The sequence below is a fragment of the Bacteroides sp. 3_2_5 genome, from assembly GCF_000159855.2.
Classification (GTDB): Bacteria; Bacteroidota; Bacteroidia; order Bacteroidales; family Bacteroidaceae; genus Bacteroides; species Bacteroides fragilis.
The window spans coordinates 1,922,184-1,938,876 of the sequence record NZ_JH636044.1; the positions used below are offsets into that span (position 1 = coordinate 1,922,184).

Annotated in this window: 15 protein-coding genes; 13 read left to right on the forward strand and 2 right to left on the reverse strand. The window is 39.5% G+C overall.

Features of this window, described 5'->3' with window-relative positions; all coding sequences use genetic code 11:
• Window positions 1-286 precede the first annotated feature (286 nt).
• From BSHG_RS10155 to def, 7 genes are all read left to right on the forward strand, one after another.
• Complete coding sequence (locus BSHG_RS10155) at window positions 287-1,429, forward strand: site-specific integrase (protein WP_005786550.1); 1,143 nt, start codon at window positions 287-289, stop codon at window positions 1,427-1,429.
• Window positions 1,430-2,148: 719 nt separating this feature from the next.
• Window positions 2,149-3,396, forward strand: a complete 1,248-nt coding sequence (locus BSHG_RS10150) for a hypothetical protein (RefSeq protein WP_005800616.1) — start codon at window positions 2,149-2,151, stop codon at window positions 3,394-3,396.
• Window positions 3,397-3,406: 10 nt separating this feature from the next.
• Window positions 3,407-4,483: a DUF3869 domain-containing protein gene (locus tag BSHG_RS10145; protein ID WP_005800615.1), complete on the forward strand. Its 1,077-nt coding sequence runs from the start codon at window positions 3,407-3,409 to the stop codon at window positions 4,481-4,483.
• A gap of 67 nt (window positions 4,484-4,550) precedes the next feature.
• The gene (locus tag BSHG_RS10140; protein WP_005800614.1) at window positions 4,551-5,300 is read left to right on the forward strand and encodes a YjbH domain-containing protein; all 750 of its coding nucleotides are present in this window, start codon (window positions 4,551-4,553) and stop codon (window positions 5,298-5,300) included.
• A 61-nt stretch (window positions 5,301-5,361) separates the two neighbouring features.
• On the forward strand, window positions 5,362-6,480 hold the full coding sequence (locus BSHG_RS10135; protein WP_005786560.1) for an OmpA family protein: 1,119 nt from the start codon (window positions 5,362-5,364) through the stop codon (window positions 6,478-6,480).
• Window positions 6,481-6,601: 121 nt separating this feature from the next.
• Window positions 6,602-7,018, forward strand: a complete 417-nt coding sequence (gene ruvX / locus BSHG_RS10130) for a Holliday junction resolvase RuvX (RefSeq protein WP_005786562.1) — start codon at window positions 6,602-6,604, stop codon at window positions 7,016-7,018.
• 35 nt (window positions 7,019-7,053) lie between these two features.
• The gene (def, locus tag BSHG_RS10125) at window positions 7,054-7,608 is read left to right on the forward strand and encodes a peptide deformylase (RefSeq protein WP_005786565.1); all 555 of its coding nucleotides are present in this window, start codon (window positions 7,054-7,056) and stop codon (window positions 7,606-7,608) included.
• Between the two features lie 118 nt (window positions 7,609-7,726).
• Here def and BSHG_RS10120 read toward each other — a convergent pair whose 3' ends face one another.
• Window positions 7,727-8,944, reverse strand: a complete 1,218-nt coding sequence (locus BSHG_RS10120; protein WP_008659410.1) for a 6-bladed beta-propeller — start codon at window positions 8,942-8,944, stop codon at window positions 7,727-7,729.
• A 301-nt stretch (window positions 8,945-9,245) separates the two neighbouring features.
• Here BSHG_RS10120 and BSHG_RS10115 point away from each other — a divergent pair, with 301 nt between their 5' ends.
• The 6 genes from BSHG_RS10115 to BSHG_RS10090 all read left to right on the forward strand — a co-directional run bounded on the left by BSHG_RS10115 (window position 9,246) and on the right by BSHG_RS10090 (window position 15,978).
• Complete coding sequence (locus BSHG_RS10115) at window positions 9,246-11,294, forward strand: tetratricopeptide repeat protein (RefSeq protein ID WP_008659413.1); 2,049 nt, start codon at window positions 9,246-9,248, stop codon at window positions 11,292-11,294.
• A gap of 80 nt (window positions 11,295-11,374) precedes the next feature.
• Window positions 11,375-13,315: a threonine--tRNA ligase gene (thrS, locus tag BSHG_RS10110; protein WP_005786570.1), complete on the forward strand. Its 1,941-nt coding sequence runs from the start codon at window positions 11,375-11,377 to the stop codon at window positions 13,313-13,315.
• A gap of 118 nt (window positions 13,316-13,433) precedes the next feature.
• Complete coding sequence (infC, locus tag BSHG_RS10105; RefSeq protein ID WP_008768315.1) at window positions 13,434-14,045, forward strand: translation initiation factor IF-3; 612 nt, start codon at window positions 13,434-13,436, stop codon at window positions 14,043-14,045.
• Between the two features lie 65 nt (window positions 14,046-14,110).
• Entirely contained in the window at window positions 14,111-14,308 is a 198-nt protein-coding gene (gene rpmI, locus BSHG_RS10100; protein ID WP_005786574.1) for a 50S ribosomal protein L35, read from the forward strand.
• A 100-nt stretch (window positions 14,309-14,408) separates the two neighbouring features.
• The gene (rplT, locus tag BSHG_RS10095; RefSeq protein WP_005786577.1) at window positions 14,409-14,759 is read left to right on the forward strand and encodes a 50S ribosomal protein L20; all 351 of its coding nucleotides are present in this window, start codon (window positions 14,409-14,411) and stop codon (window positions 14,757-14,759) included.
• A gap of 427 nt (window positions 14,760-15,186) precedes the next feature.
• Entirely contained in the window at window positions 15,187-15,978 is a 792-nt protein-coding gene (locus BSHG_RS10090; RefSeq protein WP_008659416.1) for an EFR1 family ferrodoxin, read from the forward strand.
• A 74-nt stretch (window positions 15,979-16,052) separates the two neighbouring features.
• Here the strand turns inward: BSHG_RS10090 and xpt are convergent, their stop codons facing one another.
• Window positions 16,053-16,622, reverse strand: a complete 570-nt coding sequence (gene xpt, locus BSHG_RS10085; protein WP_005786581.1) for a xanthine phosphoribosyltransferase — start codon at window positions 16,620-16,622, stop codon at window positions 16,053-16,055.
• Between the last annotated feature and the right edge of the window lie 71 nt (window positions 16,623-16,693).

The window sequence follows — 16,693 nt, forward strand, 5'->3', positions numbered from 1 at the left end:
ATTGGATTGATGTTTTAGTAGATTTTTCGGTTCTATTAGGACTTTGGCTGGTTGCTTCTATATGGAAGTATCTCTGTTACTGAGCTGCTACTTTAATTAAGATTCATAAAGAATCTTTGTTTTATTTATAATATTTTGGTTATCAGAATTATAGTGGATTTTGAAAACCGGTTTTTGTCTGATCGCTTTTTATTAGAAATCTTTTTTCATGGACTTTTGTTACCTGTTTGTTACTTATAACAGAATAATGTCTATATTTATAACTAAAAACATACAAACAAATAATATGAAAAAAGAAGTAAGGATTAAAGAACCGGTCAGGATCAGGACTAAACGTCTGTCGAACGGTTGTGAGTCTATATATTTAGATATTTATATGGATGGAAGAAGACGATATGAATTTTTAAAGCTATATATAATACCTGAGCATACACGGACGGATAAAGATTTAAATCAGAGCACCATGAAACTGGCCAGTGCAGTGAAGGCACAAAGGATTATAGAATTGCAGAATGGAGTATACGGCTTTAACCATCAACAGGAAAAGAAAGATATAATGCTGATAGATTATATCAAGTATTTGGCAGACAAGGATATAGAAAAAACTTCAAGGAAAGTGTCTATGTATACACTGATATACCATCTTCAGCATTATGATAAGATGGGTATCAGGCTCAGACAGGTAGATAAAAAGTATATACTTGGCTTTGTTGAATACTTGAAGACGGCAACTCAGAAACACTGTAAAAGTGTGAAGAATATAAGTGCCAATACTCAAGTTCATTATTATAAGGTTTTTCATCATTGCCTGAATAGTGCTGTAATTGATGAAATTATAACTTCAAATCCAATGGATAAGATAAAAAATGAGGAAAAGCCTAAGCGGAGAAGGACTGAACGGGCATTTCTGACTATTGATGAATTGAAAATATTGTCACAAACAGATTTTCATAATGCGACTTTAAAAAAGGCTTTTCTATTCAGTTGTTTTTGTGGACTGAGACATAGTGATATAGTGGCACTTACATGGGGAAATCTGAAAAAGGGAAAAGTCGGTAAAATGGAGCTGCATATGACGCAACAGAAAACTCAGGAAATCCTCTCTCTTCCTCTGAGCAAGGAGGCTTTGAAACAACTTCCTGTCCGCGGAAAAGTACCTGATACAGAGAAAGTGTTCAAAGGTCTTATCAGTTTAGGAAGAACCAATGAAATATTACCCAAATGGGCTGCTAAAGCCGGTATTCAAAAGCATATTACTTTTCATTCGGCACGACATACCCATGCCACAATGATGATTACTCTCGGTGCCGATCTTTATACGGTATCTAAACTCTTGGGACATACCAATATTCAAACAACTCAGATTTATGCCAAGATAGTGGATGAAAGTAAAGAGAAGGCTATCGATTTAATTCCGGATATAACTTGAGAGGATGATGTACAGCAAGGTTAGATAGTTGCTAAAAAACGAATCTCAAAAAGATACAAGAGGCTAAGAAAATACTACAAAAGAATTTTCGTTTTGTAATGTGTTGAAAATGAATATTCTATATATTAATATCCTGCATTTACAAAGTTAACTTTAAACCTGTGTTAAAGTTAACTTTGTAAATGCAGGATATTAACTTCGTAGATGTATCAAGTTAACTTCGTAAATCGAGAAATATGATTATCTCTTTGGACGATTAACATTGTTAATGCGATAATTTCAATCTTTGTGTTATTATATATAAGAAATACATTATTATATGTATTGATGTTTTTTATCTATTTTTTATTTGGGTGGTTAATAAATATATATTTGGTTAGATTAGCTACTGCCTGATTTTACCGGAATTTAGTAAATTTGTAATATAGTAGATATACTATTGAAAATTTGATCTTACTATATAATACGATTTGATTTTATTAATTTGTTAGCCTTATAACTCTCTCTATTAGTGAATCTAAAATAGGAGGTGGATATTATTTAAGATTACAAGTGGGTTTTTTGGTCCATTTTTAAGCAAACAGGTATTTGGATGAAAAAAAACTGATACAAATATGCGAAAAAACATGTAAAACTCTTTGGTATTATTAAAATTGTGTCTATTTTTGCACCATATTTTGCATCCATAAATTTAGATGCTTAAGTTATAAAGCAAACAAATGAATCACAAAGGCCCTTACATGAGGAAAAACATAACAATTGGCACTACTTTGCGCAGAATTTCACTCATATTATTCTGTTTACTTCCTTTGAAGGGGATTTGTCAAACAGGAGAGGCCACTGTTGACGCACTTGTTAAGATGGGATTTGAAAATGTAGGGTGGACAGAAGATACTGAAGAACGGGTTTTTGTGATACAGAACTCAGCCTATCGTCTTGAGGGAGTTGGAATAGGTAAAGCGGTTGATTTGATCCAGAAGATGGGTTTACCCGAAAATAAGCCATGTAGGTTAATAGTTTTAGACAATAATATTCCTCAGATATCCCTCTATTATCAGCCGATGAAAGGAGATAGTGTTGCTGAAGTCAGTCGGGCTGATTGGAGTGTAAGTTATGATTTGGGAGAAGGATGGAAACAAGCGAGACGGATTAAGAAGCAAAATAGCTCTTTGTTTAAAGTAGATATAGTGGTGTATCCGGAGTTGTTGTTTAGAAACTATATTTTATCTAAGGTCTATGAAATAGTGGTTAATGTTTCTCCTGCCATAGAAGTTTCTTTGTGGAAAGGAATGAAACTGACTGGACAAGTAATTTTTCCTATCTATAATGATTATGGACAAAGGTATAAGCAAATCCGTCCAGGTTTTGTGACTTTGTCGCAGACAGTACGTTTACCACAGCGTACATTCCTGACTGCTTCGGTCGGTTTTTTTAATAAATTTCGTTGGGGAGGAGATTTGAAAGCAAAGCACTTCTTTAAAGATGAGCGCTTTTCGGTAGATGCACGTATCGGATATACCGGAAGAGGATACTTTGAAGATTGGGCTTTTTATCATGGAACCAAATGGACCTTGACAGGTTCTATTGGGGCGAATTTCTATTGGCCAAAGTATAATACGCAGTTTAGTTTAAAGGGGGAAAGATATTTAGAAGGAGAGTATGGTGCACGTTTTGATATGATTCGTCATTTTCGATACGCTTCTATTGGCTTTTATGGAATGAAGGTGCAACATGCGGGTAACAAAGGGCTGAATGGCGGCTTCTTGTTCCAGATAGCATTGCCTCCGTATAAATATAAGAGAAAGGGTTATATCCCAAGAGTGATACCCAATAATTTCGGATTCCAATATAATGCGGGTAATGAGCGTATATATGGTAAAGGATATAGTCCTCAGGCAAGTGATAACGTGATGGAAAATAATAGTTTTAATCCATATTTTATAAAATCAGAATTATTAAATTTTTAATTTTATTGAGATGAAAATGAAAAGTAAATTTTTCGGTAATGGCGCTAAGTTAGCGTTAGCCGTTTTGGCAGTTTGCGGTACACTGTTTACAAGCTGCTATGAGAAAGCAGAAGTTGATGAAGCAACAAAGCCAGCCCCTGCAAAGTATTATATTGCCGGTACTATTACTGACGCAACTACAGGTCAGGTATTGACTACTGCTACAGTTACATTGGGTGGTGAATCTGTCGGAGCTACATTCAACAAAGAAGTTTCTTATAAGGCAGAAGGATATAGCCTGGAAGTTTCTGCAACAGGTTATTATACTGTATCAAAACAAGTATACTTGAATCAGGTTAGTGATGGCCAGACAAGTGTTGCAACTGTAGATGTTGCTTTGGTTTCTGTTGAGGCTACAACTATTCCTCCGGTAGTTCCTCCGACTGATCCTAAGACTGATGTAGCTGAATCTGAAGCTAAAGCACTGGAAGCTAAAGCTGCCGAAGAAGCTAAACCTTCTACTGAAACAATTAAGAACATGTGGGATGGTGCAACAGCTACAGCTGACGAAAAGGCTAGCCTGGAAACTACTAAAGAATTGACTGGTAATGTTACTACCGGTACTACTACTGCTGAAGCTCAAGCTGATGGCTCAATCTTGGTTACTACTCCGTTTGAATTTGCAAACTCTGTTAAGGATGCTGCTATTTTGGTTCCTTATTTCTATAATGAAGGTTGCGAACTTATCGGTGATGTGAAAGAAGTTGCTGCTCCTGTAACAAGAGCTGAAGGTACTGTTTCTGCTGATATTCAGGCTGCTTTCATTGCAAATGCTGCTAAAGCTTTGAATAAGAATGCCGGATTCGTACAGAAGATCGGTTATGCTAAAATCAGCGTATTGAGCGGTTATGGTATTATCGGCTATAGAGTTCAGGGACAATTGGTTTCTAAGAAACTGACATTCTTGATCTCTGGCAAATATTATGAAGGTATCGTTTCTTATCAGAAGGGCGTAATGATCTATCCTAACTATTACAGCCACGATACTCACGATTCTCATGATTCTCACGGTTTCAACCCGAATGCCGGTGGTGGATCTAACGACTAATCAGAGTAAAGTAATTGTTGAGAATTGAAAAGTACGAGTTGAACCGAAAGTATAGAAATTGCAGATAATGATGAAAAAGATACTTCTTATAGGCTTGTTCCTTTGCTGTCATTTGGCACTTTCGGCTCAGTTGACGTACGGAACTACCGGTCTGCTTCATGCCCCGTCAGCAGAGATGCAACGGGATAAGACGGTAATGATCGGTGGAAATTTTTTAAATAAGGAGATAACTCCTCCTACATGGGATTACCATACGTATAATTACTTTTTGAACGTAACTATCTTTCCCTGGCTGGAAATAGCTTATACATGTACGTTGTTTCAGTCGCAGACGATAGGGATTGATTGGAAGGTCGGAAAGAAGAAGTTTACGAATCAGGACAGGTATTTTTCTGCCCGTTTGCGAGTTTTGAAAGAAGGACAATTGTGGAAGTACATGCCGGCTGTTGTAGTGGGAACTTCGGATCCCTATACCGAGTCTGGCGATGGCCAAGTAGGTTCTGCCGATGGTAATGGCTATTTCTGCCGTTTTTATGTCGCAGCCACCAAGCATATCCCGATTGGAAAGGAGAAGATAGGTGTACATCTGTCATATCTGTACAATCGAAGAGTGGATTACCACTTGAATGGATTAGCCGGAGGTCTTACTTACGCTCCATCTTTTGCCCCCGATCTGACAGTAATCGCGGAATATGATGCGAAAGACTTTGCGTTTGGTGCTACCTATTTGCTTTTCAACCATTTGCATGCGCAGGTAGAATTGCAAAGAATGAAGTATTTTACCGGCGGACTTACTTATAAAATCTATTTGAAGTAAGCGAGTGGGTCGGAGCAAATAAGAAACTAAAAGAGTTGAAAATATTTAAAAACAAAAAACAATGAAAAGTAAATTAGTAATATTATCTTTATTGTTGGCCGGTGCTACTGCAGCTACTGCTCAGACTAAAGAGACGTTCTACAGCGAAAGCTTCAAGGACAATATCTTTGTGAGTGTAGGTGTTGGCGCTCAGGGTTGTGTAAACCCGGACAACTTTGATTATGGCTTTGGTAAAGCCATAACTCCGCTGATCAATGTGTCAGTTGGTAAACTGTTCAATCCGGTTTGGGGTATCCGTGGTCAGGTAGCCGGTGCATGGACTACTTTGTATTCTAACTATGGGCAGCCTGCCGATACTTATATTAAGAGCAAGAATAAACATTACTTCACTATGCGTGCAGACGGTATGTTTAACTTGTCCAATGCTATTGGCGGTTACAACCCTGATCGTTTGTTCACCGTTTCTGTTTTTGCTGGTCCCGGTTTGACATTTGCCAAAGCTTATGGCGATCAGGATAAAGTAAATGCGTTGATTAACGGTTCTGTTGGTTTGGCTGGACAGTTCAATATCAACAAATACTTGGATATCAACATTGAAGCAAGAGGAGAAGTTTCTCCGTCTCCGTTTGGTAATATCAGTTCTGCCCATACCGACGGTGCTGTTTCTCTGACTGCCGGTGTGACTTACACTTTCGGTGGCAAGAGATTTGTTTCTTGTGGCTCTCAGGTAGATCAGAACGCTATCAACGAAGAGTTGAATCGTTACAGAAGCGAGTTGGCTAAAGCTCAGTCTGACCTGGCTGATGCTAAGAACGCACTGGCTAACGTGAAACCTGTAACCAAAGAAGTGGTGAAGGAAATCGAAGTAGCCGGACCTCGCGCTATCTTCTTCCAGATTGGTAAATCTAAGATCGATGACTATGGTATGGTTAACATCCAGCTGGCTGCCAAGATCTTGAAGGCTAATCCGGATAAGAAATACAAGGTGGCAGGTTATGCAGATAAGGCTACCGGTAGCGCTAAGTGGAACCAGAAACTGTCTGAAGCTCGTGCACAGGCTGTTTATGATGCACTTATCAAAGAAGGTGTAAGCAAGGATCAGCTTGAACTCGTCGGCTTCGGTGGTACTGCCAATATGTTTGGCAAGAACTTCCTGAACCGCGTTGTGATTCTGGAATAATACAACTTTATAAGGACGATAGTCCGATAAATTTTAGAAAGGGTATCCGTTGTTCGGATACCCTTTTTGTTGCTTAAATAGGCGATAATCCAAATTTTAATCGTATTTTTGCAATCCAAATATGAGTAGAATAGTAGCAATAGATTACGGACGGAAACGTACAGGGATAGCTGTGAGTGATACGATGCAGATCATCGCTAACGGTTTGACAACTGTGCCTACACACGAGCTTCTGGATTTCATTACTAATTATGTGAAACAGGAATCGGTGGAACGTATTATTATAGGTCTGCCCAAGCAGATGAATAATGAGGTCTCTGAGAATATGAAGAATATAGAGCCTTTTGTGCGTTCGCTAAAAAAACGTTTGCCCGATATGCCTGTGGAGTATGTAGATGAACGTTTCACTTCTGTCCTCGCACATCGCACGATGCTTGAAGCCGGACTGAAGAAAAAAGACAGGCAAAACAAGGCATTGGTTGATGAGATTAGTGCAACTATTATTTTGCAATCTTATTTGGAAACTAAGCGTTTGTAAAAAGAGAGAATAATTAAAAAGAATAATTTTAAGATATGATTTTACCTATTTATGTATATGGTCAACCGGTTCTCAGACAGGTAGCGGAAGATATAACTGTGGACTATCCAAATCTGAAGGAACTGATTGAAAATATGTTTGAAACGATGGATCATGCTGACGGGGTAGGACTTGCCGCTCCTCAGATTGGTCTGCCTATTCGCGTCGTTGTTATTAATCTGGATGTGCTTTCTGAGGATTATCCCGAATATAAAGATTTTCGCAAGGCTTATATAAATGCCCATATTGATGTGGTAGAGGGTGAGGAAGTATCTATGGAGGAAGGTTGTCTCAGTTTGCCGGGTATTCACGAGTCTGTGAAGAGAGGCAGCAAGATACACGTAAGATATATGGATGAGAATTTTGTAGAACATAATGAGGTGGTAGAAGGATTTCTGGCACGGGTTATGCAACACGAGTTTGACCATTTGGATGGAAAAATGTTCATAGACCATATCTCTCCTCTGCGTAAGCAAATGATAAAAGGAAAATTGAACACGATGCTGAAAGGTAAAGCACGCAGTTCTTATAAAATGAAGCAGGTGAAGTGATATGCCTGACTCTTTGAAACATTTGAAATAAAAGTAACGGGTAAAGTTGATCGACACGATCAACTTTACCCGTTACTTTTTTAGGAAATATCCTGAGTATCTGTCCTGCTCGGAAGTGTTATGGTTGTTTTAAATATACTATCATCATTACCGGGTTATCGTCTTCCTTCAATCCTTTTAATGGTTCGATTTGGAGGATGGAAGGAGTCTTTTCAGCCTTTTCAAGAATCTCTGCCGCATCCCACATACACAACAGTGTATGCTCGTCAAGTGCCGTTACCGGACGGAAAGGTAAGCCGGGAGTTAAGTCATTTTTTATGTATCCGTTGGCTACCTTAAAACAGCTTCTGCCTTTTTTGTCATAGATTGCCAATTGATTTTCACGTGCTTTCTCTCCTGTCCAGTTTGAATAGGGCATGAATACGTATGAATCGGTTTCTATCGTATTATATTGAAGGTAGGGTGCCGCTAATTCCTGAAAGCGTTTTCCATCTCCGTTCAGATACTCAAATCTGCATTCCATCGGTAATGCGTATTTGCCCATTTGAAATATGTATCGGGGTTCTAAAGAATCCGGAGTGATGGTAAACAGGGTATCGTTGTAATACTCTTTATAACAAGTGTTGTTTTTGTAGTGGAACATATAGCGATCTTCATCGCTGCTCATCATCCAGGAGTATGAGCTGTTCAGTTCGAATAGATCCCAACGATTGAAAATTTTCAGTGTATCACCCTTTAAGTCGGAGAGGTAAATGCGCTCTTTACGCCTTCCGTTATTGTTGCGGATAAACGTTGCGGCAATCGTATCCTGGGTACGCAGCATGGCAAAGTCACCTGCTTCCATGCTGGGAGTTTTCATTGCTCGAACGAATTTTCCTGTTTCTATGGAATAGATATTGATTTTAGCTGAAGTTGTCAGCATATAGACCAAGCCTTTTTCTTCGTCTACATCTATCTGCATAATCCAGTTAAATTCACCCGGTCCATTCCCTTTACGTCCGATTGTACGTACGAATTTACCGTCTCTTGTATATTGAAATAATTTTTCAATCCAAGGCAGGAAGAAATAATCTTTTGTTTGTAGGATGTTGGTGGTCCGTAACCTTTTCATCAGGCATTTATTGTTCGTTTCCAACGGGATGTACCGAATCGAATCGGCGATCTCACTCAATAGTATCTCTTGTTCTGTTTCGATGCCTGTTTCAAAAGGTACAATTTGTGGAAATTCGGGTTTAACGATTTGGACTGCGGTGTCAGACAACTGTCCGCTGTTCTTTTTTCCTCCGCAAGATAGTAGCAGAAAGGGTAGCAGTAAAAGAAGTGATTTTTGTCTCATGTTGATTATAATTAGGTGTATAAAAGGTATAATTCGCAATTAGTCTTTTTTATTCAGTGTTTTCCATCTTCGTATGATCTGATTCGTTTCTCAATTTATGTCTATGTTACAAACGTACGTAATAATCGTAATTAAATAAGGAATAGGTCGTTAATTCATGTTAAGGATGGCTGGGAGGTACTGAATTTTTTTATCAAACGGACTTATAAAAAAATCAAAAAATATAAAAAGTTGCCCGTAATACCGGTTTAATAGATGAAAAGCATTACTTTTGCTCTACTTAAAAAGTAATCAAAAGCCGATGATTAAAAAGATATTAGCAGCATTATTGTTGTTTCCTACATTTGCATATGCTCAGATAAACACAGACAGGGTGATGATGATTGCCCGAAACGCGTTATACTTTGAGGACTATGTCCTTTCCATTCAGTATTTTAATCAGGTGATTAATGCGAAACCCTATTTGTATGAACCCTATTTTTTCAGGGGACTTGCCAAAATCAATCTGGATGATTACCAGGGGGCTGAAGCCGACTGCGATGCGGCTATCGACAGAAATCCTTTTGTAGTGGGGGCTTATCAGATTCGTGGGTTGGCAAGAATTAAGCAGAATAAATACGATGGTGCAATTGAGGATTATAAAAAAGCGCTCCACTTTGATCCGGAGAATATTACTCTTTGGCACAATCTGACCTTATGCCATATACAAAAAGAGGATTACAAAGCTGCTGAAGATGATTTAGGCAAATTGCTTGCAGTCGCTCCGAAGTATACAAGGGCTTATTTGATGCGTGGAGAAGTCGCTTTGAAACAGCAGGATACGTTGCGTGCCCTGAATGACTTTAATACGGCCATTGAGATGGATAAATATGATCCTGATGCCTGGGCTTCCCGGGCCATCGTCAGGTTGCAGCAAGGGAAGTATGCCGAGGCTGAATCGGATTTAAATCACGCGACACATTTGAATGCTAAAAATGCCGGAAACTATATTAACCGTGCTTTGGCACGCTTCCACCAGAACAATCTGCGCGGTGCTATGAGTGACTATGACCTGGCTCTCGATATTGATCCGAACAACTTTATCGGACACTATAACCGGGGCTTGCTCCGGGCGCAGGTAGGGGACGACAACCGTGCTATCGAGGACTTTGATTTTGTACTTCAGATTGAACCGGACAATATGATGGCTACATTTAATCGCGGATTGCTTCGTGCCCAGACAGGTGACTACCGGGGCGCCATCAAGGATTATACAAAAGTGATCGATGTATATCCAAACTTCCTGGCAGGGTATTATCAGCGTGCCGAGGCACGGAGAAAGATTGGTGACCGCAAAGGTGCTGAAATGGATGAATTTAAAGTTATGAAAGCGCAACTCGATAAACAGAATGGCGTAAGCAATGCTGATAAATCGGTGGCAGACAATAAAAACGGTAATAACAAAGACGAGAATAAAACTCGTAAAAAGTCTGATAAGGATATGAATAATTATCGGAAAATCGTTATTGCAGATAATTCTGAGGTGGAACAAAAATATAAGAGTGACATTCGGGGCCGGGTACAGGATCGTAATGTGAATATTAAAATGGAACCGATGTACGCTCTCACTTACTACGAAAAGATGAGTGATGTGAAGCGGGCCGTGCATTATTATAAATACATTGATGATTTAAATCGTGCCGGTGTTTTACCCAAACGTCTGTATATCACTAATATGGAATCGCCACTTACCGAAGAACAGGTAAAGTTCCATTTTGCACTGATCGATACACATACATCGGCTATTGTTGAAAATCCCAAAGATGCGCGCACACGGTTTTCTCGTGCTCTCGACTTTTATCTGGTGCAGGACTTTGCCAGCTCTATTGAGGACTTGACTCAAGCCATTTTATTGGATGACAGTTTCTTCCCCGCTTATTTTATGCGTTCTTTGGTGCGTTGCAAGCAATTGGAATATCAAAAAGCGGAAGAAGCTAATGCCGCTTCGGCAACACCGTCCACATTGCCGGGTATTTCCGCTCCGCAAAAGTCGGAGGTCAGTGCATTGGATTACGACATTGTGAAAAGTGACTTGGATCATGTGATCACTTTGGCTCCTGATTTTGTTTATGCTTATTATAATCGGGCAAATGTGTTGGCTATGCTGAAAGATTATCGTGCGGCGATTGCCGACTATGATAAAGCTATTGAATTGAACAAGGAGTTTGCGGAAGCTTATTTTAATCGTGGATTGACACATATTTTCTTGGGTAACAATAAAAACGGAATAGCTGACTTAAGTAAGGCCGGAGAGTTAGGTATTGTTTCGGCATATAATATTCTGAAACGATTTACAGAGGTGCCGGAATAACATTTTTTAGACAAAAAATAGTAAACTCAAAAAGAAATCCTTATTTTTGCGTGCAATAACGAAAAATATAACATAACATTATGATAAAAATAACATTTCCTGATGGCTCTGTTCGTGAGTATAACGAAGGAGTAAACGGACTGCAAATTGCAGAAAGTATCAGTTCGCGTTTGGCGCAAGACGTACTGGCGTGCGGAGTGAACGGTGAGATTTATGATTTAGGACGTCCCATCAATGAAGATGCTTCGGTAGTACTCTATAAGTGGGAAGATGAACAGGGAAAGCATGCTTTCTGGCACACGAGTGCCCACTTGCTGGCTGAAGCTTTACAGGAACTGTATCCGGGCATTCAGTTTGGTATCGGTCCGGCTATTGAAAACGGTTTCTACTATGATGTTGATCCGGGAGAGGCGGTCATCAAAGAGGCTGATCTGCCTGCCATTGAAGCGAAGATGGCTGAGTTGGTTGCAAAGAAAGAGGCTGTCGTGCGTCGGGATATTGCAAAAGGCGATGCTTTAAAGATGTTTGGCGACCGTGGAGAAACATATAAATGTGAGCTGATTTCCGAATTGGAAGACGGACATATAACTACATATACACAAGGTGATTTTACGGATCTTTGCCGTGGTCCTCACTTGATGACAACCGCTCCTATTAAGGCGATAAAGCTGACTTCTGTGGCAGGAGCTTACTGGCGTGGCCATGAAGATCGTAAGATGCTGACCCGTATATATGGTATCACTTTCCCGAAAAAGAAGATGCTGGATGAGTATCTGGCTTTAATGGAAGAAGCTAAAAAACGCGACCATCGTAAAATTGGTAAGGAGATGCAGTTGTTCATGTTCTCTGATACGGTGGGTAAAGGATTGCCTATGTGGTTGCCGAAAGGTACTGCTTTGCGTTTGCGCTTACAGGACTTCTTGCGCCGTATACAGACTCGTTATGACTATCAGGAGGTGATTACTCCGCCTATCGGTAACAAGCTGCTGTATGTGACTTCGGGACATTATGCGAAATATGGTAAAGATGCATTCCAGCCCATCCATACACCGGAAGAGGGTGAAGAGTACTTCCTGAAGCCGATGAACTGTCCTCATCATTGTGAAATTTATAAGAATTTCCCGCGTTCGTATAAGGATTTGCCTTTACGTATTGCCGAATTCGGAACTGTTTGTCGGTACGAGCAGAGTGGTGAGCTTCACGGGTTGACTCGTGTGCGTAGTTTTACTCAGGATGATGCACATATTTTCTGTCGTCCGGATCAGGTGAAGGGAGAATTCCTCCGTGTAATGGACATTATTTCGATTGTGTTCCGTTCTATGGATTTCGATAACTTCGAAGCACAGATTTCTTTACGCGATAAAGTGAATCGTGAAAAATATATCGGTAGTGATGAAAACTGGGAAAAAGCAGAGCAGGCCATTATTGAAGCATGTGAGGAAAAAGGATTGAAGGCAAAGATAGAATATGGTGAAGCTGCTTTCTATGGCCCTAAATTGGATTTTATGGTGAAAGATGCCATCGGTCGCCGCTGGCAGTTAGGTACTATCCAGGTTGACTATAATTTGCCGGAGCGCTTCGAACTGGAATATATGGGATCGGATAATCAGAAACACCGTCCGGTAATGATTCACCGTGCTCCGTTTGGATCTATGGAACGCTTTGTCGCTGTATTGATTGAGCATACTGCCGGTAAATTCCCGTTGTGGTTGACTCCGGAACAGGTAGTAATTCTCCCGATTAGCGAAAAATTCAACGAATATGCAGAGAAAGTGAAAACTTATCTGAAGATGAAGGAAATTCGTGCTATTGTAGATGATCGCAATGAAAAAATCGGGCGTAAGATACGCGACAATGAGATGAAACGTATTCCGTATATGCTGATTGTCGGTGAGAAAGAAGCCGAAAATGGGGAAGTTTCTGTTCGTCGACAGGGCGAAGGGGACAAAGGAACCATGAAATTTGAAGAATTTGGTGAAATTTTGAACGAAGAAGTTCAGAATATGATAAATAAATGGTAACTTTGCGCCCAATTGTAAAAGCACAGCATTTTGGTAATGTTCTAAAGACAGCTTTTACTTTAATACATAATTAAATTTGGTAGACAATAAAAAACAAACTGGAAGTAAACGTTATTTAATGAAGAATGACAGCATGAAATCGCAATACCGGATCAATGAACAGATCCGTGCGAAAGAAGTCCGCATTGTAGGTGATGATGTAGAACCTAAAGTATATCCCATTTTTCAGGCTTTAAAATTGGCTGAAGAAAAAGAACTGGATCTCGTGGAGATTTCTCCCAATGCCCAACCACCTGTTTGTCGTATTATTGACTACTCTAAGTTTCTGTATCAGTTAAAGAAGCGTCAAAAAGAACAAAAGGCTAAGCAGGTAAAAGTAAACGTAAAAGAGATACGTTTTGGTCCGCAAACAGATGACCATGACTATAACTTTAAGTTGAAACATGCCAAAGGATTTTTGGAAGATGGTGACAAGGTGAAAGCTTATGTTTTCTTTAAAGGTCGTTCCATTCTTTTTAAAGAACAGGGTGAGGTGCTTTTGTTACGCTTTGCCAATGATCTGGAAGATTATGCAAAAGTAGACCAGTTGCCGGTGTTGGAAGGCAAACGTATGACCATTCAACTTTCTCCGAAAAAGAAAGAAAGTGCAACGAAAAAGCCTGCAACTCCCAAACCAGCTACTCCGGCTGCAGTAAAAGCTGAAAAACCGGCTGGAGATAATGAAGAGTAAGAAAAATGCGTAACGCGCAGGTATAGTGCGTTGCCATATCATTTAATAATTTAAAAACAATTAAGATGCCAAAGATGAAGACTAACTCCGGTTCTAAAAAAAGGTTTGCCCTTACCGGAACAGGTAAAATCAAAAGAAAGCACGCTTTTCACAGTCACATTTTGACTAAAAAGTCTAAGAAAAGAAAAAGAAACCTGTGCTACTCTACAACTGTTGATACAACAAATGTAAGTCAGGTTAAGGAACTCTTAGCTATGAAGTAATCAAAAGCGTACAAAGTATTATTAAAGTTATTAACCGAATGCTTTAGCTTTAAGTTCGTTACGTGAAGTAACGGCGCTAACATTCAAAAAAGAGAAAACTATGCCAAGATCAGTAAATCATGTTGCTTCAAAAGCAAGAAGAAAGAAAATTTTGAAATTGACCAGAGGTTACTTTGGTGCAAGAAAAAATGTATGGACCGTAGCTAAAAACACTTGGGAAAAGGGTTTGACTTATGCGTTCCGTGACCGTAGAAACAAGAAGAGAAACTTCCGTGCTCTTTGGATACAGCGTATCAACGCTGCTGCACGTCTGGAAGGAATGTCATATTCTAAACTGATGGGTGGTCTGCACAAAGCCGGTATTGAAATTAACCGTAAGGTTTTGGCTGACTTAGCTGTTAACCATCCGGAGGCTTTCAAGGCTGTGGTTGCTAAGGCTAAAGTTGCTTAAGTTTCAACAGTTTTAAGATTTAGAAAATGCCGGGTACAATAATGTATCCGGCATTTTTCGTCTTAAAGACTAAGTTTACATTTCAAAAAATAGTCTAAGAAAGAAACAAAATTTCGCTTTTCCTTGTTTATCTCACAAAAACTATCTATATTTGTTGTAGTAAAATATTAGCCGCATTGATTGGATCGGGAAACTCATCAATTAAACTGAAAACCGAGACAAGCTTCGCTTCTCAATGGCGGGCCACATCCTTCGGGATAACTTTATAGTCGGTGGATTACAAAGAGGACGGGCACTCAAATCATGTCATTCGGAGTTTCATCACATCATCGGTGCGGCTTTTTAAATAAAAAGAAGAGGGCGGTATCATCTAAAGACTACCGTCCTTTTTTTATGCTGTTTTCTTTAATACATATACATTATAGTTATGATATTCTATTTTTCAGGAACTGGAAATTCTAAATGGATTGCGGAGCAGATCGCTAAGGCACAAAACGAAGTGCTTGTTTTTATGCCGAATGCCATCAGAGACGGAATAGAAGAGTTTGTGTTGGCGGATGATGAAAAAGTAGGTTTTGTTTTCCCTGTTTATTCATGGGGACCTCCGTTGAGCGTATTGCGGTTCTTGGATTGGGTTACTTTATCTAATTATCATTCCCAATACGTCTTTTTTGTCTGTTCCTGCGGAGATGATACAGGGCTGACGGAAGAACTCTTTAGCCGGGCATTGTCTCGTAAAGGAATGGAGTGTAATGCCGGTTTTTCAGTGGCTATGCCTAATAATTATGTTTTGCTTCCCGGATTTGATGTGGATAAGAAGGAACTGGAGAAAAAGAAGTTGGATGAAGCAGTTGGCAGGGTAGAAGAGATTAATGATTCGATAACCGGAAAGAAAATAGGTTTTCATTGTAATGAGGGAAGTTTTCCATGGTTTAAAACCAAAGTACTCAATCCGCTCTTTAATCGTTTTATGACCTCGGCAAAACCATTTTACGCCACTGATGATTGTATCGGGTGTAAACGTTGTGAAAGGATATGTCCGGTTGGGAACGTGGTGATGATAGGGTGGAGGCCTGTGTGGGGAATGGATTGTACATCCTGCCTAGCTTGCTATCATGTTTGTCCGAAGCATGCTGTGCAGTACGGAAGGAGGACTAAACGTAAAGGACAGTATTTAAATCCCAATGTGAGTATTTCACATGAGGCGGCCGCCCAATAGTAATAAGCGTATTGATAAGTGAAAAAACCTTTGTATGATCTGTTTAGAGAAAATACAAAGGTTTCTTTGGATAGTTAATCTTTTATTGTAATCCGGCAATTGGATAAATCTTCGATGATGGCAAGAGACTCTACTCTTACTCCTCTTTCTTCAAGTGTTTTACGCCCATTTTGAAATGCTTTTTCAATGATGAATCCCATTCCAACCAGATTTGCACCGGACTGTTTGATCAAATCAATGACACCTAAAGCGGCGTTTCCATAAGCTAAAAAATCATCGACGAATAATACGTTGTCTTTCGGAGTGAGGAAGTCGGAACTGATGACTACTTCATAATCACGGTCTTTGGTGAAAGAGTGTACTGTGGTACTTAGCGCATTCTGAATTGTTCTGGGCGATTTTTTTTTGGCAAAAACGACCGGCAAGTCCATTAAATATCCCGTCATTATGGCCGGAGCTATTCCGCTGGCTTCAATGGTCATGATCTTATTGACGTTTGTCCCTGCAAAGAGACGTACGAATTCTACGCCAATTGACTTCATTAGCACTGGGTCCATCTGGTGGTTGATGAAACTGTCTACTTTGAGAATTCCCCCCTCATAACATTTTCCGTCCTGTAGGATTCTTTTTTTTAATAATTGCATGATTTATAATGATAAATTTAATGTGCCCAATATACCAATGTATTTATGAATGGTGTACATTGGTATATTTA

Coding starts and splice junctions, on each gene's coding strand:
- BSHG_RS10140 (WP_005800614.1), top strand. CDS start 4,551: ATGATGAAAAAGATACTTCTTATAGGCTTGTTCCTTTGCTGTCATTTG.
- BSHG_RS10150 (WP_005800616.1), top strand. CDS start 2,149: ATGAATCACAAAGGCCCTTACATGAGGAAAAACATAACAATTGGCACT.
- thrS (WP_005786570.1), top strand. CDS start 11,375: ATGATAAAAATAACATTTCCTGATGGCTCTGTTCGTGAGTATAACGAA.
- BSHG_RS10135 (WP_005786560.1), top strand. CDS start 5,362: ATGAAAAGTAAATTAGTAATATTATCTTTATTGTTGGCCGGTGCTACT.
- def (WP_005786565.1), top strand. CDS start 7,054: ATGATTTTACCTATTTATGTATATGGTCAACCGGTTCTCAGACAGGTA.
- BSHG_RS10120 (WP_008659410.1), bottom strand. CDS start 8,944: ATGAGACAAAAATCACTTCTTTTACTGCTACCCTTTCTGCTACTATCT.
- rplT (WP_005786577.1), top strand. CDS start 14,409: ATGCCAAGATCAGTAAATCATGTTGCTTCAAAAGCAAGAAGAAAGAAA.
- BSHG_RS10145 (WP_005800615.1), top strand. CDS start 3,407: ATGAAAATGAAAAGTAAATTTTTCGGTAATGGCGCTAAGTTAGCGTTA.
- BSHG_RS10115 (WP_008659413.1), top strand. CDS start 9,246: ATGATTAAAAAGATATTAGCAGCATTATTGTTGTTTCCTACATTTGCA.
- ruvX (WP_005786562.1), top strand. CDS start 6,602: ATGAGTAGAATAGTAGCAATAGATTACGGACGGAAACGTACAGGGATA.
- rpmI (WP_005786574.1), top strand. CDS start 14,111: ATGCCAAAGATGAAGACTAACTCCGGTTCTAAAAAAAGGTTTGCCCTT.
- xpt (WP_005786581.1), bottom strand. CDS start 16,622: ATGCAATTATTAAAAAAAAGAATCCTACAGGACGGAAAATGTTATGAG.
- infC (WP_008768315.1), top strand. CDS start 13,434: ATGAAGAATGACAGCATGAAATCGCAATACCGGATCAATGAACAGATC.
- BSHG_RS10090 (WP_008659416.1), top strand. CDS start 15,187: ATGATATTCTATTTTTCAGGAACTGGAAATTCTAAATGGATTGCGGAG.
- BSHG_RS10155 (WP_005786550.1), top strand. CDS start 287: ATGAAAAAAGAAGTAAGGATTAAAGAACCGGTCAGGATCAGGACTAAA.